General features: G+C 71.0%; 20 protein-coding genes. 17 read left to right on the top strand and 3 right to left on the bottom strand.

All coding sequences use genetic code 11. The features are described 5' to 3' along the window. Window positions 1-23: 23 nt before the first annotated feature. The 3 genes from FS532_RS03930 to FS532_RS03920 all read left to right on the top strand — a co-directional run bounded on the left by FS532_RS03930 (window position 24) and on the right by FS532_RS03920 (window position 3,176). The gene (locus FS532_RS03930) at window positions 24-977 is read left to right on the top strand and encodes an ROK family glucokinase (protein WP_079238825.1); all 954 of its coding nucleotides are present in this window, start codon (window positions 24-26) and stop codon (window positions 975-977) included. A gap of 11 nt (window positions 978-988) precedes the next feature. After that, window positions 989-1,729, top strand: coding sequence for a lysophospholipid acyltransferase family protein (locus tag FS532_RS03925; protein ID WP_144750442.1), 741 nt, complete (start codon window positions 989-991; stop codon window positions 1,727-1,729). A gap of 61 nt (window positions 1,730-1,790) precedes the next feature. Then, a complete protein-coding gene (locus tag FS532_RS03920) occupies window positions 1,791-3,176 on the top strand; it encodes a class II 3-deoxy-7-phosphoheptulonate synthase (protein WP_144750440.1) in 1,386 nt (461 codons plus the stop codon). Window positions 3,177-3,503: 327 nt separating this feature from the next. On the opposite strand, the gene pknB is transcribed toward FS532_RS03920, so the two are convergent. Together pknB and FS532_RS03910 are read right to left on the bottom strand one after the other, a co-directional pair. Then, a complete protein-coding gene (gene pknB, locus FS532_RS03915) occupies window positions 3,504-5,528 on the bottom strand; it encodes a Stk1 family PASTA domain-containing Ser/Thr kinase (protein ID WP_144750438.1) in 2,025 nt (674 codons plus the stop codon). 151 nt (window positions 5,529-5,679) lie between these two features. Then, on the bottom strand, window positions 5,680-6,834 hold the full coding sequence (locus FS532_RS03910) for a LysM peptidoglycan-binding domain-containing protein (protein WP_144750436.1): 1,155 nt from the start codon (window positions 6,832-6,834) through the stop codon (window positions 5,680-5,682). A gap of 229 nt (window positions 6,835-7,063) precedes the next feature. Between FS532_RS03910 and FS532_RS03905 the strand changes: the two genes are divergently transcribed. Continuing rightward, window positions 7,064-7,420 (top strand): Rv2175c family DNA-binding protein, encoded by a 357-nt coding sequence (locus tag FS532_RS03905; protein ID WP_260852541.1) that lies wholly within the window; start codon window positions 7,064-7,066, stop codon window positions 7,418-7,420. Between the two features lie 72 nt (window positions 7,421-7,492). Here the strand turns inward: FS532_RS03905 and FS532_RS03900 are convergent, their stop codons facing one another. Further along, window positions 7,493-8,611 (bottom strand): polyprenyl synthetase family protein, encoded by a 1,119-nt coding sequence (locus FS532_RS03900; protein ID WP_144750434.1) that lies wholly within the window; start codon window positions 8,609-8,611, stop codon window positions 7,493-7,495. An 83-nt stretch (window positions 8,612-8,694) separates the two neighbouring features. Here FS532_RS03900 and FS532_RS03895 point away from each other — a divergent pair, with 83 nt between their 5' ends. From FS532_RS03895 to FS532_RS03835, 13 genes are all read left to right on the top strand, one after another. Continuing rightward, entirely contained in the window at window positions 8,695-9,087 is a 393-nt protein-coding gene (locus FS532_RS03895) for a DUF3040 domain-containing protein (protein ID WP_144750433.1), read from the top strand. A 744-nt stretch (window positions 9,088-9,831) separates the two neighbouring features. After that, window positions 9,832-10,263: a division/cell wall cluster transcriptional repressor MraZ gene (gene mraZ, locus FS532_RS03890; protein ID WP_022906684.1), complete on the top strand. Its 432-nt coding sequence runs from the start codon at window positions 9,832-9,834 to the stop codon at window positions 10,261-10,263. A 106-nt stretch (window positions 10,264-10,369) separates the two neighbouring features. Next, a complete protein-coding gene (gene rsmH / locus FS532_RS03885) occupies window positions 10,370-11,344 on the top strand; it encodes a 16S rRNA (cytosine(1402)-N(4))-methyltransferase RsmH (RefSeq protein ID WP_144750431.1) in 975 nt (324 codons plus the stop codon). Window position 11,345: 1 nt separating this feature from the next. Continuing rightward, window positions 11,346-12,044, top strand: coding sequence for a hypothetical protein (locus FS532_RS03880; RefSeq protein ID WP_144750429.1), 699 nt, complete (start codon window positions 11,346-11,348; stop codon window positions 12,042-12,044). Between the two features lie 50 nt (window positions 12,045-12,094). Then, the gene (locus tag FS532_RS03875; protein ID WP_260852540.1) at window positions 12,095-13,864 is read left to right on the top strand and encodes a peptidoglycan D,D-transpeptidase FtsI family protein; all 1,770 of its coding nucleotides are present in this window, start codon (window positions 12,095-12,097) and stop codon (window positions 13,862-13,864) included. Window positions 13,865-13,878: 14 nt separating this feature from the next. Further along, complete coding sequence (locus tag FS532_RS03870) at window positions 13,879-15,531, top strand: Mur ligase family protein (protein ID WP_144750428.1); 1,653 nt, start codon at window positions 13,879-13,881, stop codon at window positions 15,529-15,531. Next, window positions 15,528-17,063, top strand: a complete 1,536-nt coding sequence (locus FS532_RS03865) for a UDP-N-acetylmuramoyl-tripeptide--D-alanyl-D-alanine ligase (RefSeq protein ID WP_144750426.1) — start codon at window positions 15,528-15,530, stop codon at window positions 17,061-17,063. The genes FS532_RS03870 and FS532_RS03865 overlap by 4 nt, the downstream gene beginning before the upstream one ends. Further along, a complete protein-coding gene (gene mraY / locus FS532_RS03860; RefSeq protein WP_079238834.1) occupies window positions 17,060-18,163 on the top strand; it encodes a phospho-N-acetylmuramoyl-pentapeptide-transferase in 1,104 nt (367 codons plus the stop codon). The genes FS532_RS03865 and mraY overlap by 4 nt, the downstream gene beginning before the upstream one ends. Further along, the gene (gene murD / locus FS532_RS03855) at window positions 18,156-19,682 is read left to right on the top strand and encodes a UDP-N-acetylmuramoyl-L-alanine--D-glutamate ligase (protein ID WP_144750424.1); all 1,527 of its coding nucleotides are present in this window, start codon (window positions 18,156-18,158) and stop codon (window positions 19,680-19,682) included. Before mraY ends, murD begins: the two co-directional genes overlap by 8 nt. Continuing rightward, a complete protein-coding gene (gene ftsW / locus FS532_RS03850) occupies window positions 19,651-20,955 on the top strand; it encodes a putative lipid II flippase FtsW (protein WP_144750422.1) in 1,305 nt (434 codons plus the stop codon). Before murD ends, ftsW begins: the two co-directional genes overlap by 32 nt. Then, entirely contained in the window at window positions 20,952-22,109 is a 1,158-nt protein-coding gene (gene murG / locus FS532_RS03845) for an undecaprenyldiphospho-muramoylpentapeptide beta-N-acetylglucosaminyltransferase (protein ID WP_144750420.1), read from the top strand. Before ftsW ends, murG begins: the two co-directional genes overlap by 4 nt. Next, a complete protein-coding gene (murC, locus tag FS532_RS03840) occupies window positions 22,106-23,530 on the top strand; it encodes a UDP-N-acetylmuramate--L-alanine ligase (RefSeq protein ID WP_144750418.1) in 1,425 nt (474 codons plus the stop codon). The genes murG and murC overlap by 4 nt, the downstream gene beginning before the upstream one ends. Then, window positions 23,527-24,798, top strand: coding sequence for an FtsQ-type POTRA domain-containing protein (locus tag FS532_RS03835; protein ID WP_144750416.1), 1,272 nt, complete (start codon window positions 23,527-23,529; stop codon window positions 24,796-24,798). Before murC ends, FS532_RS03835 begins: the two co-directional genes overlap by 4 nt. Window positions 24,799-24,823 lie beyond the last annotated feature (25 nt).

Below are 24,823 nucleotides of genomic sequence, written 5' to 3'. Positions count from 1 at the left end.
CGGAACCGGTAGGCTCGACCCTCGTGCACGCCATCGGAATCGACATCGGGGGCACCAAGATCGCGGGTGCGGTCGTCACGGAACTGGGCGAGATCGTCGCCGAGGACCGGGTGGCCACCAACGCTGCGGACCCGGACGCCATGCTGGACGACGTCGTCGCGATGGTCTCGCGACTGCGCGCCGCGAACGAGGTCAGCGCGGTCGGCGTCGCCGCCCCTGGTTTCATCGACGCATCGCAGTCGATCGTCTACTACACGCCGAACATCCGCTGGCGGAACGAGCCGCTGCGCCAGAAGCTGCAGCAGCGCATCGGCGACCTGCACATCACGGTCGACAACGACGCCAACGCGGCGGGCTGGGCGGAGTTCCGCTTCGGTGCCGGCCGGCTCGTGTCCGACATGACCATGCTCACGATCGGCACCGGTGTCGGTGGCGCGATCGTGACCGAGGACCGACTGTTCCGCGGGGGCTTCGGCACCGGCGGCGAGATCGGCCACCTCCGCATCGTGCCGAACGGGCTGCCCTGCGGGTGCGGCGCGCGCGGATGCATCGAGCAGTACGGCTCCGGTCGTGCCCTCCAGCGCATGGCGAACGACGTCGCGGACGCCGGCGGCATCGGGCAGGCACTGGCCGAGGCGCGCGAGGCGAACGGCGGCGAGCTCGACGGGCACATCGTCGGCGACCTGATCCTGGCCGACGACCCCGGTGCCCTCGCGGCCCTGCGGCGGCTCGGTCGGCACCTCGGCGAGGCCTGCGCCTCGCTGTCCGCCGTGCTCGACCCGCAGCTGTTCGTCTTCGGCGGCGGTGTCGCGAGCGCGGGGGACCGGCTGCTCGACCCGATCAAGCAGGCGTACCTCAACAACCTCCCGGCCCGCGGGTACCACCCGGAGCCGGACTTCGTGATCGCCGAGCTCGTCAACGACGCCGGTGTCGTGGGCGCAGCCGACCTCGCCCGGATCCACGCCCGCACTGCCTGACGGAGTCGACGATGACCTACTGGCTGCTGAAGAACTTCCTGCTCGGTCCGCTCATCCTCACCCTCTTCCGGCCGTGGGTCGTCGGTCGTGAGAACGTTCCGGCCAAGGGGCCGGTGATCTTCGCCTCGAACCACATCTCGTTCATCGACTCGGTGATCCTGCCGGCCGTGCTCGACCGGCGCGTGTCGTTCCTGGCGAAGAGCGACTACTTCACCGGGCGCGGACTCAAGGGCTGGCTGACGAAGACGTTCTTCAACGCCATCGGCCAGCTCCCGATCGACCGCTCCGGCGGCAAGGCGTCCGAGGCCTCGCTCCGTGCGGGGCTGCAGGTCCTGGCGCGCGGCGAACAGCTCGGCATCTACCCCGAGGGCACCCGCAGCCCGGACGGCAAGCTCTACCGCGGCCGCACCGGCATCGCCCGGATGATCCTCGAGGGCCGGGTCACCGTCGTCCCCGTCGCCATGGTCGGCACGCGCGAGGTCCAGCAGATCGGGCAGCGGATCCCGAAGTTCAAGCGCGTCGGCGTCGTGTTCGGCAAGCCGCTCGACTTCTCCCGGTTCGAGGGCTTCGAGACCGACCGCTTCATCCTCCGCAGCGTCACCGACGAGGTCATGCACGCACTCGCCGGCCTGAGCCGCCAGGAGTACGACGACGTCTACGCGACGAGTGTCAAGGAGCGGGCGAGCACCGCGCGCGAGCAGGTCCTCCGGGGCAAGGTCACGCGGAATGGTCGGGACGCCTCGGCACGTTAGGATTCGAAGGCCCCGCCGACCGGTGGAGCGTCACCCCTTCGAGAACACCGAGGTACCACCCTTGTTCGAGTCGACCGACTTCGTCGCCCTGCAGGATCCGGACGTCATCGAGGGCCTCGACTACTGGCGGACGCTCCGCATCAAGCAGCAGCCCACATGGCCCGACGCCGCAGCTGCCGAGGCCGCGTCGGCCGAGATCGCCACGCTGCCCCCGCTCGTCTTCGCGGGCGAGGTCGACAAGCTCCGTGAGCGCCTCGCCTCCGCTGCGCAGGGCAAGGCGTTCCTGCTGCAGGGCGGCGACTGCGCCGAGACCTTCGCCGGCGCCACCGCGGACTCGATCCGCGACCGCGTGAAGACGATCCTGCAGATGGCCGTCGTGCTGACGTACGGCGCCTCGATGCCCGTCATCAAGATGGGGCGCATGGCCGGGCAGTTCGCCAAGCCGCGCTCCAGCGACTTCGAGACCCGCGGCGACGTCACGCTGCCCGCCTACCGAGGCGACATCGTGAACGGCTACGACTTCACGCCGGAGAGCCGCCAGGCCGATCCCCGTCGCCTCGTGCAGGGCTACCACACGGCCGCGTCGACCCTGAACCTCGTCCGTGCCTTCACGCAGGGGGGCTTCGCCGACCTGCGCCAGGTGCACTCGTGGAACAAGGGCTTCGCGTCGAACCCGGCGAACGCCCGGTACGAGCACCTCGCGAAGGAGATCGACCGCGCGATCCGGTTCATGGACGCCTGCGGTGCCGACTTCGACGAGCTGAAGCACGTCGAGTTCTACGCGTCGCACGAGGGGCTGCTCATGGACTACGAGCGCCCGATGACCCGCATCGACTCGCGCTCCGGTCTGGCCTACGACACCTCCGGCCACTTCATCTGGATCGGTGAGCGCACCCGTGACCTCGACGGCGCGCACGTGGACTTCCTGTCACGTGTGCGGAACCCGATCGGCGTGAAGCTCGGCCCGACCACGAGCGTCGACGACATGAAGGCCCTGGTCGACAAGCTCGACCCGAACCGCGAGCCCGGTCGCCTGACGTTCATCACGCGCATGGGCGCCGGCAAGATCCGCGACGAGCTGCCCAAGCTGCTCGAGGCGATCAAGGGCATGGACGCCAACCCGCTGTGGGTCACCGACCCGATGCACGGCAACGGCCTGACCACGCCGACCGGCTACAAGACGCGCCGCTTCGACGACGTCGTGGACGAGGTCCTCGGCTTCTTCGAGGCCCACCGCGAGGTCGGCACCTACCCGGGTGGCATGCACGTCGAGCTCACCGGCGACGACGTCACGGAGTGCCTGGGCGGTTCGGAGCAGATCGACGAGGCCACCCTCGCAACCCGCTACGAGTCCCTGTGCGACCCGCGGCTGAACCACATGCAGTCGCTCGAGCTCGCGTTCCTCGTCGCCGAGGAGCTCAGCGCCCACCCGCACGTGCGCGCGTAGCGCGCCGCGCTGCGGCGGGGCCGCTGTCGCTGGGCGCGGGATTCGCGCACAGCGACAGTTCTCGTGTCACGCGGTACGAGAACTGTCGCCTCACCCGAGACTCGGCTCCGCACCACCGGACGGGAGGCACGGTGCCAGCTGGCACCGTGCCTCCCGTCCGTCCCTCCCGTCCGTCCCGTCGCGCGTCGTCGTCCGCGTGCCGAGTCTCGGCTGATCGGCCACGAGACTCGGCCTGGGCGACGGTTCTCGGGCCTGCGGCCGCGAGAACCGTCGCCCACCGCGAGTCTCGCGCAGCCGGCGCGAGCCGGCGGCGGCGCGGCGCCGCGCCTACTGCTTGTAGGCCAGCGTGATCGTGTCGCCGCGGTGCACGGTGGTGCCGGCCGCCGGGTCCGTGGAGTCGACGGGCAGTGAGGCCTTCCAGTCGTAGAAGCCGCACAGGATGTTCGTGCAGTCGGGGACCGAGACCTTCAGCCCGAGGTTCTCGAGCGTCGAGGTGGCGTCGTTGATCGTCTTCCCCTGGACGTCGGGCAGCGAGATCGGTGCGGGGCCCTTCGAGACGACGAGGTCGACCGCCGTGCCCTTGACCGCGGGGTCGTCCTGCGCCTTCGCGGAGATGATCTGCCCCTCGGGCACGTCGTCGCTGAACTGGCCCTCCTGCGCGCCGATGGTGAGGCCGACCGCGTCGAACGCGGCGGTCGCCTCGTCCACGGTCCCGCCGACGACGTCGGGGACCGGGCCGAGCGAGACCGTGAGGGTGACGGGGCCGCGTTCGCCGTAGGTCTCCGTCTTCGAGAGGTCGATGGTCGCGCCGTCGGTGCCGAGGCCGGTGGCCGCGATGACGGTGTCCTTCGCGGCGTCGGCGGAGAACTGGTACTGGTCGTCCTGCAGCTGGAAGTCGTCGTCGAGTGCGGCGGTGACGGTGGAGATCGGCTGGCCGACGATGGCCGGCAGGGCGATCATCTTCGGGCCGTTCGACACGACGATCTGGATCGCGGTGCCCTTGCGGACCTCGCGCTTCGCGGCGGGCTTCGTCGTGGAGACCTGGCCCTTCGCGACGACGGCGTCGAACCGGGTGGCGGTCGTCGATGCCGTGTGGAGGCCCTGTGCCTCGAGCAGCTGGCGCGCCTGGGACACGGACTTGCCGGCGACCTCGGGGATGCGGACGTTGCCCCACGGTCCGGGGCCGAGCGCCCAGCCGATCGACCCGCCGATGGCCATGAGCACGAGGACGACGACCAGGACGATCCAGCCGCGCTTCCGGCGCTTGGCGGACTTGTCGGCGAGGCGCTGACCGGCGGGGGAGAGCGCTCCGGGCTGCGACCCCGTGCGGCGCGGTCCGGGGGTGTTCCGGCCGCCGCGTGCGGGGGGCCGTTGCCCGCCGGTGGCACCGGCGGGATCGAGGATCGTCGTGGCGTCGCCGGAGTCCGCCGACGACGGCGAGGCGCTGCCGGCCGGCAGGATGGCGGTCGCGTTCTCGGGGCGCAGCACGGCGGTGCGGTACTGCCCCGTCGCGCGCTGCTGGTTGCCCGACATGTGGTCGAGCATCTCGCGGGCGTCGCTCGGTCGGTCGTCGGGGTTCCGCGCGGTGGCCCAGGCGACGAGGTCGTCGAGCTCCGGCGGCACACCCTCGACGGCGGCACTCGGCGCGGGCACGGAGTCGTTCGCGTGTTGGTACGCGATCTGCATCGGCTGCTCGCCCTTGTAGGGCTGCTCGCCGGTGAGCATCTCGTAGAGCATGATGCCGAGCGCGTAGATGTCGCTGCGGGAGTCTGCGGCTCCGCGGGTCACGAGCTCGGGGGAGAGGTACGCGATCGTGCCGAGCAGGGCTGCACCGGTGGCGGTGTTCGCGGTCGTCGCCCGCGCGAGCCCGAAGTCGCCGAGCTTGATCCGGCCGTCGTCGGCGAGCAGGACGTTCTCGGGCTTGAGGTCGCGGTGCACGATGCCGGCGCGGTGGGCCGAGGCGAGACCGGCGAGGACCGCACGGAGGATGTCGGTCGCCTGCTCGGGCGTCAGGGCGTGGTGCTCCTGCAGGAGGTCCCGGAGCGTGATGCCCGGGATGTACTCCATGACGATGTACGCGGTGTCGTCCTCGGCGCCCTGGTCGTACACGCCGACGAGGTTCGGGTGAGACAGCCGGGCGGCGGAACGGGCCTCTTGGATGAAGCGCTCGCGGAACGCCTGGTCGTCCGCCAGGTGCCCGTGCATGATCTTGATCGCGACGCGTCGCTCGAGGCGGACGTCGGTCGCGAGGTACACGGTCGCCATGCCCCCGCGCGCGATGCGGGAGCGTACGCGGTACCGGTGATCGATCATGCGACCGATCATCGGATCCGTGGCGGCGTTGGTGGTCATCGGCGGCATTCTACGAATCGGGACTGCACGGACCCGCACTGACGCACCGGTCGTGACCGAATCTCGATCTTGCGGATGACTCGGGTTCGCCGGGCGGCCAGGCGCGGGCAAGCGCGCCGGGCGGCCGGACCCACGCGCCGGGCGGCCAGGCTCAGAGCGACGCCAGCAGGCTCTGCGCGGTCTTCTCCCACTGTGCGTACGCCTTCGGGTACGCCGACACCTGCACGGCCTGCGCCGCCGTGGTGACGTTCATGGAGGACCACCCGGCGATGTCGAGCAGCCCGCGGGTGTGGCCGGGGTTCCCGGTGAAGAACAGCTTCGCGGCCGTCGCCGGGTCCTGCAGCACCGCGGCGGCCCCCCAGCCCTGGCTCGGCCGCTGCTGGAACAGGCCGACCGAGTCGCGGTCGCCGTGCGACAGGTTGCGGAGACTCGACTCCTGCATCGCCGCGGCCAGGGCGATGACGATGCCGTGGTCGGAGACCCCGAGCGAGCGGCCGACGGAGACGATCGTCGCCGCGTTCCCCCGCTGCTCGGCGGAGAGGGACGGGCCGGACGACGGCAGGACGAGCGTCTTGCCGGCGTAGATCGTGCTCGTGTACGTGAGGCCGTTCGCCGAGAGGAGTGCCGACACCGTCACCCCGTGGGCCGAGGCGATCGAGGCGATGGTGTCGCCCGTGCCGATCTTCACGCTGCCGGCGCGCGCGGACGAGCCCGAGGCGACGGAAGGAGTTGCAGTCGCGACCGGCGCGGCCACCGCAGCCCCGGCCGACGGCACGCGCAGTGTCTGCCCGGGGTAGATCACCGAGCGCTGGGACAGCTTGTTCGCGCTGAGGAGCGCGGTGGTCGACACGCCGACCCGGGACGCGATGCCCGACACGGTGTCGCCCTGCTTGACGTGGTAGCTGCCCGAGGCCGACGACCCGTTGCTGGCCGACGCGGTCGTCACGGCGGGCGTCGAGGCGAGGTGCAGCGTCTGTCCGGGGTGGATGATCGTGTTCCAGCCGAGGCCGTTGCGCACGAGCACCTCCTGCGCGGAGAGGCCGTAGCGGGCGGCGATGCCCGACACGGTGTCGCCCTGACGGACGGTGTAGGTGGTGGGCGCAGCCGACACGGCAGCGACGGTGGTGACCGTGGTCTGCGACGGACGGGCGACGGCGGTACCGAAGACCGGACGGTCCCCGACGTTGCGGTCCTGGTCGACGTGCCGCTTGTTGGCGCTGTCGTCCTCGTGGCGCGGTTCGGCGTGCGCGACCGGCCCGGTGAGACCGGCGGTGACCGCGATCGTCCCCGCGAGGACGATGGGCATGGTGGCGAACCTGGCGGATCGTGCGCGCCGGGCGTCTTCGTCTGCAGCGTTGACCACGGGTTTCTCCTGTCCTTGCGGTGAGCCGTGCGCGCGCGTGCGCACTCACAGGTGGCTCAACGCTGGCATGGCGTGATTCCCAAGTCAACCAGAGAGTCGGATGTTGCGTGTGTGACGAGTGTGACGAACGTGACGGTGTGCGGTCTCCTGCGCCTCTGGCAACATGGGGCACGTGAGTGCTGCACCCGTCGACGACCTGACCCTCTCCGAGCGCTGGCTGACCGTCCCCGAGCTGGTGGACCTCTTCAGCACGAGCCCCGGCCGGATCCACCGCCTGTTCGAGGAGAAGACCCTGCTGGCGGCCCGCGTCGGCGGCGTCCTCCGTGTGCCGAGCGAGTTCATCGAGGACCGCGAGCCCCTGCCCGAGCTGCGCGGCACCCTCACCGTCCTCAGCGACAACGGGTTCACCGACGACGAGGCCGTGCGCTGGATGCTCACCGTCGACGACATCATCGGCACCTCGCCGATCGCCGCGCTGCGCGCCGGTCGCAAGGCCGAGGTGCGTCGCATCGCCCAGTCGCTGCTCTAGACGTCCCCAACAGACGGACTGGAGGCGCGGTGCCAGCTGGCACCGCGCCTCCAATCCGTTTCCCGGTTGCGTCTACGCGACGCGACGGCTGACCGTGTCGGCCAGCGACACGAGCTGCTCGCGCGCCGACGGCGTCAGCGGCGCCGCCTCGATGGCGGCCTTCGCGCGCTGCACGTGGCGGTCGATCGACCGCTCGACCGCGGCGACCGCACCCGACTCGGTCAGGGTCGCGCGGAGCATCTGCACCTGCGCTTCGTCGAGGTCAGGGTCGCCGAGCAACTCGTCGAGGAGCTGGCGGGGACCGTTCGCGAGCGTCTTCCGCGCCGAGGCGATGAGGACGGTGCGCTTGCCCTCGCGCAGGTCGTCGCCCGCGGGCTTGCCCGTGACCTCGGGGTCGCCGAAGACGCCGAGCATGTCGTCGCGGAGCTGGTAGGCGACGCCGAGGGGGAGGCCGAACGCGCGGAGCCCCTCGAGCTGGGCCTCGGTCGCACCGGCCACGAGGGCGCCGATGAGCAGGGGTGCCTCGACCGAGTACTTCGCCGACTTGAAGACGATGACGCGCTGGGCCCGGACGAGGTGCTCGGCCTCGTCGATCGTCGGCCAGGCGGTCTCCTCGTGCACGTCGAGGTACTGCCCCGCGGTGACGTCGAGGCGCATGGTGTGGAACTCCTGCCGGACGATCCGTCCGCGAGCGGGTTCGAGGAGCGCGAGGCCCTCGTCGAACACCGCGTCGCTCAGGGAGAGCAGGAGGTCGCCGAGCAGCAGCGCCGAATTCGTGCCGTACAACCCGCGGTCACCGACCCAGCCGGATTCCTCGTGCAGGGACTCGAACCGACGGTGCGCTGCCGGACGCCCGCGACGGGTGTCCGAGCGGTCCATGATGTCGTCGTGCACGAGCGCTGCCGCGTGGAAGATCTCGAGGGCCGCCGCGACCGTGACGATCGCCTCCGCCGTGGTCTGGCGGGACCCCTCGGCGAGTGGGTCGAACGAACCGGATCGTCCGGCCACCGACTGCCACCCCCAGTAGCAGAACAGCGCGCGGAACCGCTTGCCGCCGGACAGCAGGTCGCGGGCGTACGCGTCGAACGGAGCGAGGTCCGGACTGATCGCGGCGAGCCGTTCACGTTGGTCGTCCAGCGCTCGATCGATGCGCGCCGACACGAGGTCCACTAATCGCGTACTCTCAGCCACACTCCCTACCCTAGTGGAGCGGTCGAGTCGTAGACTCGGTCCACCTCAACCACGCGTCGATCCCAGGAACAGAGGGAACACAGATGCCACTCTCGGAGCAAGAGCAGCGACTCCTCGAAGAGATGGAGCGGAGTCTCTACCAGAACGACTCCGACTTCGTGGCGCGTGTCACGCGCCGCCAGGGTCGTCCGACGTACACGTCGATCACGCTCGGGGTGCTCGGAGCACTCGCCGGCGTCGCGATCGTCATCGTCGGGTTGGTCATGCGCCAGCCGCTCATCGGCATCCTCGGCTTCGTCGTGATGCTCGCCGGTGTCCTCTTCGCGTTGCGTCCCGGCATGCGAGCCCCCAAGGCGAAGGCGCCTCGGGCCGGCAAGCCGACGACGGGCGGAGCATCGCGCCCCAGCCAGGGCGGCAACGGTTCCTTCATGGACCGGATGAACGACCGCTGGGACAAGCGGAACGACCAGAGCTAGCGGCTCTCCACACTCCTCCACGGGGTCGGTCCTTCGGGGCCGGCCCCGTTTCGTGTGTCCGGGGGTGGGTTGGTCGGCGGGTTGGTCGGCCGGGGTGGTGGCGCTGACCGTCTCGAGGTCGCGAGAAGTGTCGTCTGATCCAGCGTGATGCGGCAGTTCGTGCGACCGGCGCGACGTGCGCGCGGCATGTCGTGCGACCAGGGCGCGCCACCGGCCGACGGCCGGGAGGTGCGGGTCCGCCGGCGAGGGTCGTCCGGCCGCTCGGCCGCTGGCGAGCTCGGGTGAGCGGCCGTGCGAGGCGTCCCGGCACGGTGCGACGCAACCCACCATCGGTCTGGAGGCGCGGGTCGGCGCCGCCCCGCGCCTCCCGTCCCGGAGGCCCCGACCCCACCCCCGTGAGGTCGCGCAACATGCCGTCCCCGCGCCCGCGGGACGGCGCGTCGTGCGACCTCGACGTCGTGCGCGCGGCATGTCGTGCGACCTCGGGGCGGCGCCGCCGCGCCGCCGCGCCGGGTTGTGGCTGCGGAGGCTGCGAAAGTCCTCCACTTTCCTCCACGCCCTCCGCCGCGCTCCACCAGCCCGTCGTTCCGCGGGAATCCGGGCGGCCGGACTCGACAGTCGAGCGGATCTCGACCCCAATTCGGGTCACGGGGGCGATTCGGGGAGCGAATTCCTGGGCAGGGGGAGGGCAGTGGAGTAAAGTGGTGCACACAACGGTCCGGTGGAGCGGAGGGGAGGCCCGACGTGCTGCTCGGTACCCATGCCCCGAAGCTCGACGAGAAGGGTCGCGTGATCCTCCCCGCCAAGTTCCGGGACGAACTGTCCGGGGGTCTCGTGATGACCCGCGGGCAGGAGCGCTGCGTCGTCGTCTTCAGCGCGGACACGTTTGAGCAACTGCACGAGCGCATCCGCACCGCCCCGATGACGTCGAAGCGCACCCGGGACTACATGCGCCTGTTCCTCTCCGGAGCCAGCGCAGAGCAGCCCGACAAGCAGAACCGCGTCACCATCCCGCAGAACCTCCGCGAGTACGCGGGGCTCGAGCGGGACCTGACGGTCATCGGCAGCGGTGACCGTGCCGAGATCTGGTCGACCCCCGCGTGGGAGGCCTACTACGCCGAGGTCGAAGAGGGCTTCGCCGACAACGACGAGGAGGTGATCCCGGGGATCTTCTGATCCGTGGATCGGGACTCCCAGCCGTGGAGCCCTGACATCACTTCCCCGATGTCAGGTCGCATGGATGGGGATCCGGACCCGCGGCCCAGGAGCCGAGGGGCTGCACATGGCCGAGAACGACAGCAACGACACCGGGACGCCGAAGTTCCCGCACACCCCGGTGATGCTCGAGCGCATCGTCGGCCTCTTCACGCCGACCCTCGAGGGGCCCGGCAAGGTCGTGGTCGACGCGACGCTCGGCATGGGTGGCCACTCCGAGGGGCTGCTCGAGCGGTTCCCGGACCTGACGCTCATCGGCCTCGACCGCGACACCGACGCGCTCGGCATCGCGGGGGAGCGCCTCGCCCGGTTCGGTGACCGTGTCCGCCTGGTGCACACCGTGTACGACGGCATCGTCGAGGCGATCGAGGGCGAGGGCTTCACGAGCGTCGACGGCGTGCTGTTCGACCTCGGCGTCAGCTCGCTGCAGCTCGACCGGGCCGAGCGCGGCTTCGCCTACAGCCAGGACGCCCCGCTCGACATGCGGATGGACCGGACCGAGGGGCAGACCGCCGCCGAAGTCCTGGCCACCTACGACGAGGGCGAGCTGCGCCGCATCTTCCAGCGCTACGGCGAGGAGAAGCTCGCGGGCCGGTACGCCCGGGCGATCGTCGAGCGTCGAGCCACGGCGCCGTTCGAGATGTCCGGCGACCTGGTGCAGGTCCTCCACGACGCGACCCCGGTGGCGATCCAGCGGCAGGGACACCCCGCCAAGCGCGTCTTCCAGGCGCTGCGCATCGAGGTCAACGCGGAGCTGAGCGTCCTCGAGCGGGCGATCCCGGCAGCACTGGACTCGATCGCGGTGGGCGGTCGGATCGTCGTCGAGTCCTACCAGTCGCTCGAGGACCGCATCGTCAAGCGGGCCCTGGTGGAGCGGACGAAGTCCAGCGCTCCCGCCGGCCTGCCCGTCGAGCTCCCCGAGCACGCCCCCACCTTCTCCCTGATCGTCAAGGGCGCGGAACTGGCCGACGAGGCCGAACGCGCCGCCAACCCACGAGCAACCCCCGTGCGCCTGCGCGCGGCCGAGCGGATCCGGAAGTGACATGAGCACGAACCTCGCACTCGTCGACCCCGCCGTCGTCCCGTCCCGTGCCCCGCGCCCGGCCCGTCGTGACCGGCCGGAGCTCGTCGAGGTCACGCCGTCGAAGGCCCAGCGCCGCGCGCGCCCCCGCATCGCCTACGCCGTCGTGGCGGTGGCCGCGCTCGGCATCCTGCTCCTGGCGCAGCTCGGCATCAGCATGGTGCTCAGCCAGGGCGCGTACACGCTCAACTCGCTGAGCGCCGAGCAGACGAACCTGTCCCGCACGCAGCAGTCGCTGTCCGAGGACCTCCGTGTGCTCGACTCCCCGCAGAACCTCGCTCGCAACGCGCAGGCCCTCGGCATGATCGCGAACTCGACGCCGGTGTACCTCGACCCGAAGACCGGCCGGGTGTACGGCACGCCGACCCCGGCGGTCGCCGACCAGGCCACGGCAGCGACCTCGAACCAGGTGCCGAACTCGCTCCTGGACGACGTCCCCCTGGCGGCCAAGCAGGGCGACACGTCGACGAGCAAGGAGAGCGGCTCGACCACGGGCAGCGACGCGACGGCAGGCGCCACGACGGGCACGACGACCGACTCGAAGGCCGACACGACCGACGACGCTGGGAAGACCGCAGGCGCCAGCGCGTCGGGCGGGGCTTCCTCGACCACCGACGTAGAGTCCGACCCGAACCAGCTCCAGGCACCCTCCACCCGGTGACCTGCGGGCTCGGGACACCCTGACGCACCACCCGGGAAGGACCGCACCGCGTGACGAAGACGATCCGCAACCGACGACTGCGCTACAGCGTCGTGATGATCGCCGTGATCGCCCTCGTGGCGGTCTTCGTGGTCCGCCTGGTGGACATCCAGGTGGTCCAGGCCGCCGAGCTGAACGAGCAGTCGAAGGCGAAGCGCAGCATCCCGGTGACCATCTACGGCACCCGGGGTTCGATCGTCGACCGCAACGGGACCGAACTCGCCGACAGCGTGACCCGGTACAACATCACCACCGCCCCGCGCCTCGTGAAGAAGTTCGAGGGCAAGCTCGGCGGGTCCCGCGTCAAGGACGTCACCGTCGACACGGCGCTGAAGGCCCTGGCGAAGGCCTCGGGCGGGGACGTCGCCACGATGCAGAAGAACATCGCGGCGAACCCGAAGTCCGACTTCGCGTACCTGGTCAAGGGCCTCGACGTGAAGCACTACGAGGCGGTCCGGGCACTGGGCATCCCGTGGCTGTACCCGGAGCAGCAGTCCGCGCGGACCTACCCGACGGGCGCGACCACGGGCAACATCACCGGGTTCATGGGCACCGACGGCGCCCAGGCCGGCCTGGAGTACGCGTACAACCAGTGCCTGGCGGGCGCGAACGGCTCCGAGACGTACGAGCGCGGTGAGGACGGCGTCCAGCTCCCCGGCAGCACCGTGACGACGAAGGAAGCCAAGGACGGCGGCACGCTCGAGACCACCATCGACAGCGACCTGCAGTACATGGCGCAGCAGACGATCGCGTCCGCCGCGAAGTCGCTGCAGGCGGAGTCCGCCACGGCGACGGTCACGAGCGTGAAGACGGGTGAGCTCCTCGCGGTCGCCGACTACCCGACGGTGGACCCGAACGACGTCGACGCCACCACGGACAAGGGGGCGTTCGGTTCACGGGCGCTGACCGCGTCCTACGAACCGGGATCGACGATCAAGGCGGCGATCGCGGCGGCGCTCATCGACCAGGGCAAGTCGAGTCCGACCGACCAGGCGGTCGTCCCGTACTCGCGGTCGTTCCCGTGGGGCGGGTCGATCCACGACTCCGAGTTCCACGCGACCGAGAACCTCACCCTGACGGGCATCCTGCAGAACTCGTCGAACGTCGGCATCACCGAGCTCGGGGAGCGCCTCACCGCCCAGCAGCGGTACGACTACATGAAGAAGTTCGGCCTGTTCCAGCCCGAGTCCGCGATCGACTACCCGGGCCAGCCGTCGATGGACTACGGCACGAGCCCGAACTGGGACCAGCAGACGAACATCAACTCGATGTTCGGACAGGGCATCTCGACGACCGCGGTCCAGGTCGCGAGCATCTTCCAGACCATCGCCAACGACGGTGTCCGGATCCCGCTGCACTTCGTGAAGGGCTGCGAGACGGCCGACGGCAAGACGATCGACGCGCCCGACGTGCAGCCGACGCGCGTGGTGTCCGCGAACGCCGCGACCCAGGTCACCGACATGCTGCAGAGCGTGGTCACGGGCGGCACGCTCGTGGGGATGAAGCCGATCTCCGGCTACAACATCGCCGCGAAGACGGGCACCGCCGAGGTCGCCGAGGGGTCGAAGGGCTACGGCGGACAGCGCATCACCTCGGTGGCCGGAATGGCACCCGCAGAGGACCCCCAGTATGTTGTCACGGTGACGTTCACGAAGCCGCAGGCCAACAAGTGGTCCAGCGGAGCGGCTCCGGCGTTCCGAACTCTCATGTCCCAGGTGCTCGAGAAGTACCGAGTAGCCCCCTCCACGACGCCGGCGAAGACCTACCCGACCACGTGGTGAGGAAGAAGGAGCACTTGTCCGCACGGATCCCCCCGGTCCTCCGACCCGAACACCCGACCCCGAGGGCCGTGGCCGAACTCGCGAACGCGTTCGGTCTGCGAGTCGTCGGCTCGGTCGACGCCGTCGAGACGACCGGTGTCACCCTGAGCGCCGCCGAGGTGCAGCCGGGTGACCTCTTCGTCGGCGTGCACGGTGCGAACCGGCACGGCGCGGAGTTCTCGGCCGAGGCCGCCGAGCGCGGCGCGGTCGCCGTCCTCACCGACGACGCCGGTGTGGAGCACGCCCAGGCCGCCGGTCTGCCCGTGCTCGTCGTCGACGACCCCCGTGCGGCGCTGGGTGACGTCTCGGCGTGGGTCTACCGCACCCACCCGGACGAGGCGACCGACCTGCCGCAGCTGTTCGCCGTCACCGGCACGAACGGCAAGACGAGCACGTCGTACATCCTCGAGGGGATCCTCAAGCAGCTCGGCCTCGTCACCGGCCTCAGCTCGACGGCGGAGCGCCACATCGGCACGCTCAGCGTCACGAGCCGCCTGACCACGCCCGAGGCCAGCGAGATGCACGCGCTCCTCGCCCGGATGCGCGAGAGCGAGGTGCGCGCGGTCGCCGTCGAGGTGAGCGCGCAGGCCCTCAGCCGCCACCGGGTGGACGGCATCGTCTTCGACGTCGCGGCGTTCACGAACCTGTCGCACGACCACCTCGACGACTACGCCGACATGGAGGAGTACTACCAGGCGAAGCTCCCGCTGTTCCAGCCCGAGCACGCCCGCCGCGGCGTCGTCTCGCTGGACACCGACTGGGGCCACCGCGTGGTGCAGGACTCCCGCATCCCGGTCACGACCATCACGGTCCACCCCGACGTCGAGGCCGAGTGGCACGTCGACATCGTCGAGGCCCACGCCGCGTACACCGAGTTCCGCCTGACCGGGCCCGAGGGTCGCGAGCTCACCACCCGTGTGCCCCTCATCGGCTGGCACATGGCCGCGAACGCCGCGCTGGCGATCGTCATGCTCGTCGAGGGCGGTTTCGAGCTGGGCGCCATCGCGCACGCGCTCGAGACGAACCACCGCCGCTACCCGGACGAGGACGAGCGCGAGCAGCGCGACGAGCGGACGAGCGCCATCGAGTGCTACCTGCCCGGCCGCACCGAGCGTGTCTCGGGCGACCACGGCCCGAGCGTCTACGTCGACTTCGGGCACAGCCCCGACGCGTTCGAGAACACCCTCGCGGCCGTCCGGCAGTTCACGTCCGGCAAGGTGCTCATGCTGTTCGGCGCCGACGGCGACCGCGACAAGACGAAGCGTGCCGACATGGCCCGCATCGCCGCAGCCGGATCCGACATCCTCGTCGTCACGGACCACCACCCCCGCTTCGAGGACGCCGCATCCATCCGGAAGACCCTGGTCGACGCCGCACGCGCCGCGTTCCCGGAGCACGAGATCCACGAGGTCAGCCCGCCCGAGGCCGCGATCCGCACGGCCGTCGGCCTGCTCGGCGAGGGCGACTCGATCCTCTGGGCCGGCCCCGGCCACCAGGACTACCGCGACATCCAGGGTGTCCGCACGCCCTACTCGGCACGCGACGAGGCCCGCCAGGCCCTGCGCGAGGCCGGTTGGGAGCCGAACTCCGGTCCGGCCGACCACACCCGCACCGAAGGCACCCGATGATCGCCCTGACCCTCGCCGAGATCGCCACCGCGATCGGCGGCGAGCTCCTCAGCGGCGCGCCGGAGCGCGTCGTGGACGGCTCGGTGGAGACCGACTCGCGCCTCGTGGGCGAGGGCAGCGTGTTCTTCGCGCTGCTCGGCGAGGAGACCGACGGACACCGCTTCGTGCCGAACGCCGTGCAGGCGGGCGCCGCGCTCGTGATCACCGAACGCGCCGTCGACCTGCCGGACGACGCACGGACCGCCCAGATCGTCGTCGGCGACGGCTACGAGGCCCTCGCCGCGCTCGCGCACGAGGTCGTCTCCCGTGTCCGCGCCGGCGGAGCACTCAAGGTCGTCGGCATCACCGGCTCGAACGGCAAGACGAGCACGAAGAACATGCTCCGCACGATCCTCGAGCAGCACGGCGAGACCGTCGCGCCCCAGGGGTCGTTCAACAACCACGTCGGCGCGCCGATCTCGATGCTGCGGATCACGCACGACACCCGCTACCTGGTCGTCGAGATGGGGGCGAGCGGCGTCGGCCACATCGCCAAGCTCGTCTCGATCGCCGAGCCCGACACCGGGGTCGTCCTCAAGGTGGGCCTCGCGCACGCCGGCGAGTTCGGTGGCATCGAGGCGACGCAGCGCGCGAAGTCGGAGATGGTCACCGACCTGCCGGCCACAGCGACGGCGCTCCTGAACGTGGACGACGACCGCGTCGCGTCGATGCGCGACCTGACGGCCGCCCGGGTGGTCGGCTTCGGCACGTCGGCGGACGCCGACTACCGCATCACCGGCATCGAGACGGACCGCAGCGGCACCCGCTTCACCCTCACCGCGCCTCCCGTCAGCCAGGAAGGCGACCGTCCGACGGACGCGACCCGGCCGGGGCCCACGCCGCCGGTTCCGGATCGACGCGCCAGCGGCGAGCCGGCCGTGCCGGTGGGGAGAGGCACGGATCACCTTCCCGAGACCGTCGACGTCCGCCTCGCGATCCTGGGTGAGCACCACGCCATGAACGCGTCCGCCGCGCTCACGGTGGCCCACCTGTGGGGCGTCCCCCTCGCCACCGGCGCAGCGGCGCTCGCGTCGATGACGCGCGCCGAGCGCTGGCGCATGGAGCTCCTCCAGGGCGGCCCGGAGGGCGTCACGATCATCAACGACGCGTACAACGCTTCCCCCGACTCCACCGCGGCAGCACTGCGCACCCTCGCGCAGATCGTGCGCCCGGGGGAGCGGACCGTCGCCGTGCTCGGCGAGATGGCCGAGCTCGGGGAGTTCTCGACGGAGGAGCACGACCGCATCGGCCGGCTCGTCGTCCGTCTCGGCATCGGGCAGCTCGTGGTCGTCGGCCGCGCCGCCCTGCCGATCCACCAGGCCGCCACCCTCGAGGGATCGTGGGACGGCGAGTCCGTGTTCATCGAGGACGTCGACGACGCCGTCCACTCCGTGCAGGACATGCTCCGCCCCGGCGACGTGGTCCTCGTCAAGTCCTCGAAGTCCGCCGAACTGCGATTCCTCGGCGACCGCCTCGGAGGTGTCACCGAATGATCGCCCTCCTGATCGCCGGCGCCGTGTCGCTGGTGTTCACACTGCTGCTCACGCCGCTGTTCATCAAGCTGTTCCACCGCCTCGGCTGGGGACAGTTCATCCGCGACGACGGCCCGCAGTCGCACCACACGAAGCGCGGCACGGCGACGATGGGCGGCATCGTCCTCATCATCGGTGCGGTGCTCGGCTACTTCGTCGGGCACCTGGTCGGCCGTGACTCGATCACGCTGTCCGGGCTGCTCGTGCTGTTCCTGATGGTCGGCCTCGGGTTCGTCGGCTTCATCGACGACTTCCTCAAGGTCCGGCGCCAGCGGAGCCTCGGGCTCGGCGGCTGGGCGAAGGTGCTCGGGCAGGTGATCGTCGGCGTGATCTTCGCGACAGTGGCGCTCGTCGTCCCGACCGCGAACGGCAAGCCGCCGGCGTCGACCATGGTGTCGGCGATCCGGGACATCCCGTGGCTCGACTTCATGGCGCTCGGCACCGTGATCGGCACCATCCTGTTCCTGGCCTGGATCGTCCTGCTGACGGTCTCGACGTCGAACGGCGTCAACGTGGCGGACGGCCTCGACGGCCTCGCCACCGGGTCGAGCATCCTGGCGATCGGGTCGTACGTGATCATCGGGTTCTGGCAGTCGAACCAGATCTGCGGCGGCGCGCGTCTCGACGCCAGCACCGAGCACGCCTGCTACACGGTGACGAACCCGCTCGACCTCGCGGTCGTCGCGGCGGCGGTCTGCGGTGGCCTGATCGGCTTCCTCTGGTACAACACCTCACCGGCGCAGATCTTCCTCGGCGACACCGGCTCGCTCGGCCTCGGCGGTGCCCTCGCCGGCCTGGCGATCCTCAGCCGCACCGAGCTCCTGCTCGTCCTCATCGGCGGCCTGTTCTTCATCGTCACCGGCTCGGTCATCCTGCAGCGGGCGTACTTCAAGATCACCCACGGCAAGCGGATCTTCCGGATGAGTCCCCTCCACCACCACTTCGAGCTGAAGGGGTGGGCCGAGGTGACGGTCGTCGTCCGGTTCTGGATCATCGCGGGACTCTGCGTCGCCGCGGGTGTCGGACTCTTCTACCTGGAATGGATCGCACGAGTTGGTTGACGCCCGCCTGGAAGGTCTCGACAGCTGGTACGCCGAGGGCTGGAAGGGCCTGAACGTCGCGGTCCTCGGCCTCGGCGCCACCGGGTTCTCAGTCGCCGACACCCTCGTGGAGCTCGGCAGCGCGGTGACGGTCTACTCGACCGACGCCCCGTCGGACAGCGTCGAGCTGCTCGACGTGATCGGTGCGCAGTTCGTGCAGACGCCGCTGGACTCCGTGCCCGTCGCGCTCCAGACGCAGGCGCCGGACGTCGTCGTCGTGTCGCCCGGCCTACCGCCGCACAACGCCACCGTGCAGTGGTCCGTCGCGAACAGCACCGTCTGGGGTGACATCGAGCTCGCCTGGCGCGTGCGCGACAAGGTCGTCCGCGGCCCGGTCGCCGCCCCGTGGGTGACGATCACCGGCACGAACGGCAAGACGACCACGACGCAGCTCACCACCGCGATGTTCGAGGCCGGGGGACTCCGTGCGGTGTCCTGCGGCAACATCGGCGTGCCCGTGCTCGACGTCGTCCGCGACCCGGACGGCTTCGACGTCCTCGTCGTGGAACTCTCGAGCCACCAGCTGCACTACATGCCGACGTCCGGCGACGGCGCCGTGGTGCCCCTCGCCAGTGCGTGCCTGAACATCGCCGACGACCACCTCGAGTGGCACGGCTCCGCCGAGGCATACCGCGCCGCGAAGGCCAAGGTCTACGAGCGCACCGTGATGGCGTGCGTCTACAACACGACCGACGAGGTCACCCGGCACATGGTCGAGGAAGCCGACGTCGTCGAGGGCTGCCGTGCGGTGGGCTTCGGCCCGGGCATCCCCGCGCCCGGCGACGTCGGGGTGGTCGAGGACGTCCTGTGCGACCGCGCCTTCGCCGAGAACCGGCAGAGCAGCGCACTCGAGCTCGCGACCGTCGCCGACCTCGAGCAGGCCGGTCTCGCCAGCCCGCACATGACGATGAACGTCCTCGCCGCCGCAGCGCTCGCCCGTGCCGCCGCCGTGCAGCCGAGCGCGATCCGGTCGGCCGTGCAGGGCTTCCGTGCGGACCACCACCGCACCGAGCTCGTCGCCACCGCCGAGGGCATCACCTGGGTCGACGACTCGAAGGCGACGAACCCGCACGCGGCCACGGCGTCGCTCGCGTCCTTCGACACGGTCGTCTGGATCGTCGGGGGCCTGTTCAAGGGCGTCGACGTCGACGGGCTCGTTGAGCGGTTCGGTCCGGACGTCCGTGCCGTCGTGGTGATCGGCACCGACCGCGGCCCCGTGCTCGAGGCATTCGCGCGACACGCGCCCGGGGTGCCCGTCCTGCAGGTCGAAGCAGCGGACACTGATCAGGTCATGCCCGAGGCGGTCCGGCATGCCGCATCGGTCGCGAGGCCGGGCGACACGGTCCTCCTCGCCCCCGCCGCGGCGTCGTTCGACCAGTTCGGCTCCTACGCGGACCGGGGCGAGCGCTTCGCGGCCGCGGTCCACGAGCACCTGGGAGGCAACGCCGATGGCGACGACGGATCTTCCGCAGGGGCGTAACGGCCACGACCGGGGCGCTCGGACGACGTCGGGCACGGGCACGGGAGCCGCGCCCACCCGCACCACGAACCGCGCCGTCGTCGCCGTCAAGAACGTCTTCGTCGCCGAGTCGAGCACCTTCTACACGATCCTCGGCGTGACGCTCTTCCTCGTCGTCTTCGGCGTCGTCATGGTGCTGTCGTCGTCGAGCGTCGAGCAGTACGCCGCGACGCACGACTTCTTCGGCGCGGCGTCCCGTCAGGGCCTGTACGCCGTCCTCGGCGTGCCCCTCATGCTCATCGTCAGCCGGGTGCCCGCGCGGCTCTGGCGGAAGTGGGCGATGCGGCTGCTCGGCGCGGCCCTCGCACTCCAGCTGCTCGTGTACACGCCGCTCGGCATCGACGTGCAGGGCAACCGGAACTGGATCGGCATCGGCTCGTTCACCGCGCAGCCGTCCGAGGTCGTCAAGCTCGGACTGGTGCTCGGCATCGGCGCGATCATGTACGTCAAGCGGGACAAGCTCGACGACTGGAAAGAGGTCTTCATCCCGGTCGGGATCGCCTCGCTCCTGTCCCTCGGGCTGGTGATCCTCGGTGGCGACCAGGGCACGGCGATGATCATGCTCATCCTCGTGCTCGGCGCGCTCTACGTCGGCGGGGCCCGAGCGAAGCACCTGCTCGTCGGCGTGGTCGCGATGGCCGTGCTGCTGCCGTTCGTCACGATGGCGTCGGCGTCCCGCCAGGTCCGCATCAGCGCCTGGCTCTCCGGCTGCACGGACTCGAACCAGTACGCCGACCTGTGCTGGCAGCCCGTGCACGGCATGTGGGCGCTCGCGTCCGGCGGCGTGTTCGGCGTCGGGCTCGGCAACTCGAAGGCGAAGTGGTCCTGGCTGCCCGAGGCGGACAACGACTACATCTTCGCGATCATCGGCGAGGAACTCGGGCTCATCGGCGCCGTCGTCGTCCTCGCGCTCTTCGTGGTGCTCGCCGTGAGCATGATCAAGGTCATCCGGCAGTCGAAGGACCCGTTCGTGAAGACCGTCACGGGCGGCATCCTCGCCTGGATCATCGGCCAGGCGCTCGTGAACATCGCCGTGGTCCTCGGCCTGCTGCCCGTCCTCGGAGTGCCCCTCCCACTCATCTCGGCCGGTGGGTCGGCGCTGATCATGACGCTCGTCGCCATCGGCGTCGTGCTGTCGTTCGCGCGCGACCTCCCCGGCAAGAACGGCCCGACCGGCCGTGACCCCCTCGACGGCCCGACCGGCCGCAGCACCCTGAACGGAACACTCCGGTGAGCAAGTACCTCTTCGCCGGCGGCGGCACCGCCGGCCACGTCAACCCGCTGCTCGCGGTCGCCGACCGGTTGACCGAGCGCGAAGCGGACGCCGAGGTCATCGTCCTCGGCACCGCGGAGGGGCTCGAGTCCCGGCTCGTCCCGATGCGCGGCTACGAGCTGCTGACCATCCCGCGCCTGCCGTTCCCGCGCAAGCCGAACGCAGCCGCGCTCCGCTTCCCGAAGCGGTTCTGGGGCGCGGTCAAGCGCACCGAGCAGATCATCCGCGAGCACGACGTCGAGGTCGTCCTCGGCGTCGGTGGCTACGCGGCCGCCCCGGCCTACATCGCGGCCAGGCGCACGGGCACCCCGATCGTCGTGCACGAGCAGAACGCGAAGCCCGGCCTGGCGAACCGCCTGGCGGCCTTCCTCACCGAGCACGTCGGCCTGACCTTCTCGAACACCCGGCTCCGGCACGGCCGGCTCGTCGGCATGCCGCTCCGCCGCGAGATCGAGTCGCTCGACCGCCGTGCCAGCCGCGCCGAGGGCCTCGCCGAGTTCGGGCTGGACGCCGACCGTCCGGTCCTGCTCGTCACCGGCGGGTCCTCGGGCGCTCGGAGCATCAACCGCACGGTGAACAAGGCGGCGGCGACGATCGTCGGCGCGGGCTGGCAGGTCCTGCACGTCGTCGGCGGCAACTCGGACATCGGCCCGAGCGACCTCGACGGCTACCACGTGCTGCCGTACTGCGACCGGATGGATCTGGCGTACGCGGCGAGCGACTTCGTGGTCTCCCGTGCGGGAGCCGGCATGGTCTGCGAGCTCACCGCCGTCGGGCTGCCGAGCGTCCTGGTGCCGTACCCTGTCGGCAACGGCGAGCAGCGCCACAACGCGAAGGACGTCGTCGACGCCGGGGGAGCGGTCCTGGTCGCCGACGCGGAATTCGACGAGGACTGGGTGACGTTCCAGCTCCTGAACATCCTGCAGGACCGGGCCCGGATCGCGGACATGACGGTGCGCGCCGGCAGCGTCGGGCACCGCGACGGCGCCGACCGGATGACCGACCTCGTCCTCGACGCGGCGAAGCGCGCACGGGGCGCGAAGGACGCGCCCGCCGCGAAGGACTCGCAGGACGCGCCAACCGCGCAGGACGACAGCACCACGGAGGAACGATGACCATCAAGCCGGACCTGACGCAGCCGATCCCGGACGACCTCGGCACGGTGCACTTCGTCGGCATCGGCGGCTCCGGCATGAGTGGCATCGCCCGGCTGTTCCTCGCCGCCGGCCACCGCGTGACGGGCAGTGACTCCCGCGAGACCGCCACCACCGGCACGATGCGCGACCTCGGCGCCGAGGTGCACATCGGCCACGACGCCGCGAACGTCGGCGACGCGGACACCCTCGTCGTCACGAGCGCGCTCTGGCCGGACAACCCCGAGCTCCTCGAGGCACAGCGCCGCGGCATCCCCGTCCTGCACCGCTCGCAGGCCCTCGCCGCGCTGATCGCCGAGCACCGCCTGGTCGCGGTCGCGGGCGCTCACGGCAAGACCACCTCGACCGGCATGATCGTCACCGCCCTGGTCGAACTCGGCCTCGACCCGAGCTTCGTCAACGGCGGGGTCATCCAGTCGCTCGGCACGAGCTCGGCACCGGGGTCGAGCGACCTGTTCGTCGTCGAGGCCGACGAGTCCGACGGCTCGTTCCTGCTCTACGACGTCGCGGTCGCGCTCGTCACGAACGTCGACGCCGACCACCTCGACCACTACGGCAGCGAGGAGGCCTTCATCGAGGCCTTCGTCGAGTTCGCCGCGAAGGCCTCCGAGCGGGTCGTCATCTCGAGCGACGACGCGGGCGCGAAGGCCGTCACCGCCGGTGTCCGCCAGCGGGAGGACGCCCCCGAGGTCGTCACCTTCGGCGAGGCCGCCGACGCGGACGTCCGGATCGAGGGCGTCACCGAGTCCGCCGGCGTCGAGGTCGACTTCCGCGCGGGCGGCGAGGCGCACCACCTGACCCTCCGCGTCCCCGGACGCCACAACGCGATCAACGCCGTCGGCGCGTTCGCGGTGCTGACCGGACTCGGCGTCGCCCCGGCGGACGCGATCCGCGGCATCGAGTCCTTCGGCGGTACCCAGCGGCGCTTCGAGCTGCACGGTGTCGAGCGCGGCGTGTCCGTGTACGACGACTACGCCCACCACCCGACCGAGGTCGCCGCGGCGCTCAAGGCCGCCCGCAACGTCGTCGGCGACGGCCGGATCATCGCGATCCACCAGCCGCACCTGTACTCCCGCACGCGCCTGATGGCCGGGGACTTCGCGAAGGTCTACGAGGAGCTCGCCGACCACACCGTCGTGCTCGACGTCTACGGCGCACGCGAGGACCCGGAGCCCGGTGTGACCGGTGCCCTCGTTCAGGAGCGCTTCGCGGACCAGTCCCGCGTGGAGTTCCTGCCCGACTGGGACGAGGCCGCCGCCCGTGCCGCCGCCGTGGCGCGCGAGGGCGACATCATCATGACGCTGAGCTGCGGCGACGTGTACCGGATCATCCCCCAGGTCATCGGCGCCCTGCAGCACGACGAGAGCGCGCTGTCCCGGTGAAGCGTCCGGAGGGGTTCGACGAGCGTCCGGAGCAGCCGGACGCACCTGCCGGTGACGCCCAGGCGCCCCGGCAGCGCCGTGCCCCGCTGATCCCGCGGCGTCCGTCCCGGGACGCACGGCAGGACGTCCGGGAAGCGCAGCCCGACCCCGCCCCGCAGGACACGGTCGACGAAGCGGTCGCGTCCACTGCCCCGGAGGAGTCCGGCACGTCGACCCGCGACCGAGCGGGCGCCTTCGCCGGCGCCGCCGGTCGCCGCCTCGGTGCCGGTATCGGCGCCGGGTTCTCGACCGTCAAGGACCGGCTGCGCGAGTACACGCCCGACGAGGACCACCCCGAATCGCGCCCCGCGGCGGACATCGCGCCCGACAGTGACGGGGCGCGACGTCCGCAGGCGGGCGCAACCGTGGCGGACCTGCTCGCGGACGAGCACCGCGACGCGGCCACCGACGCCCACGAGACCCCGATCGGCGCCGGTGTCCGGGCCGCCGAGACCGCCCGAGAGGCCCGGGTCGCCAAGCGTCGCCGTCGCCTGCTCGAACGCGCCGAGGTCCGCCGCTTCACGCGTCGCAGCAGGCACCGCCGCGCCGCCTGGATCACCGCCGCGAGCATCGTCCTGGTGTTCGGCGTGTCGATCCTCGTCGCGGTGTTCTCGCCGCTGATGGCCCTGCAGACGATCGAGATCAAGGGCACGAACCGCGTCGACGAGACCCAGCTCCGGCAGGCCCTCTCCGACCAGATCGGCACCCCGCTCGCCCGGCTCGACTTCGACGCCATCAAGAAGGACATCGCCGGCTTCCCCCTGATCGAGAGCTACGTGACCGAGGAGGCGCCGCCGCACACCCTCGTGGTGACCGTGACCGAGCGCACCCCGGTCGTGGCCGTGCAGTCGGGGAAGTCCTTCGACCTGGTGGACCCGGCCGGCATCGTCGTGCAGTCCTCGCCCACGCAGCCCGCGAACATGCCCGTCGCCGACATCGGCAGCGCGAAGCTCGGCTCGTCGGTGTTCCGCACCATGACCGAGGTCGTGCTCGCGCTCCCGTCGACGGTGCGCCAGCAGGTGACGAGCGTGAAGGCGTCGACCGCGGACGACGTGACGCTCACCCTGAAGGACGGGTCGAGCGTGGTCTGGGGCAACCCGGAGCAGTCGGACGCCAAGGCGGCCCTGCTCGCGGCCCTCGTCAAGGACCACGCGGCCCGGAACCCCGGTGTCGTCGTCGAGTACGACGTCAGCGCTCCCGACAACGGCGTCATCCGCGCGAAGAAGTAGCGGAAGAAGTCGCGGAATCGCGCGA

Origin of the sequence: Curtobacterium pusillum, from assembly GCF_007673235.1 — a bacterium.
GTDB lineage: Bacteria > Actinomycetota > Actinomycetes > Actinomycetales > Microbacteriaceae > Curtobacterium > Curtobacterium pusillum_C.
This window is presented reverse-complemented; position numbering and strand designations above follow the sequence as displayed.

Coding starts and splice junctions, on each gene's coding strand:
- rsmH (WP_144750431.1), top strand. CDS start 10,370: ATGGCCGAGAACGACAGCAACGACACCGGGACGCCGAAGTTCCCGCAC.
- mraY (WP_079238834.1), top strand. CDS start 17,060: ATGATCGCCCTCCTGATCGCCGGCGCCGTGTCGCTGGTGTTCACACTG.
- pknB (WP_144750438.1), bottom strand. CDS start 5,528: ATGACCACCAACGCCGCCACGGATCCGATGATCGGTCGCATGATCGAT.
- FS532_RS03910 (WP_144750436.1), bottom strand. CDS start 6,834: ATGCCCATCGTCCTCGCGGGGACGATCGCGGTCACCGCCGGTCTCACC.
- FS532_RS03925 (WP_144750442.1), top strand. CDS start 989: ATGACCTACTGGCTGCTGAAGAACTTCCTGCTCGGTCCGCTCATCCTC.
- FS532_RS03895 (WP_144750433.1), top strand. CDS start 8,695: ATGCCACTCTCGGAGCAAGAGCAGCGACTCCTCGAAGAGATGGAGCGG.
- FS532_RS03880 (WP_144750429.1), top strand. CDS start 11,346: ATGAGCACGAACCTCGCACTCGTCGACCCCGCCGTCGTCCCGTCCCGT.
- FS532_RS03865 (WP_144750426.1), top strand. CDS start 15,528: ATGATCGCCCTGACCCTCGCCGAGATCGCCACCGCGATCGGCGGCGAG.
- ftsW (WP_144750422.1), top strand. CDS start 19,651: ATGGCGACGACGGATCTTCCGCAGGGGCGTAACGGCCACGACCGGGGC.
- murC (WP_144750418.1), top strand. CDS start 22,106: ATGACCATCAAGCCGGACCTGACGCAGCCGATCCCGGACGACCTCGGC.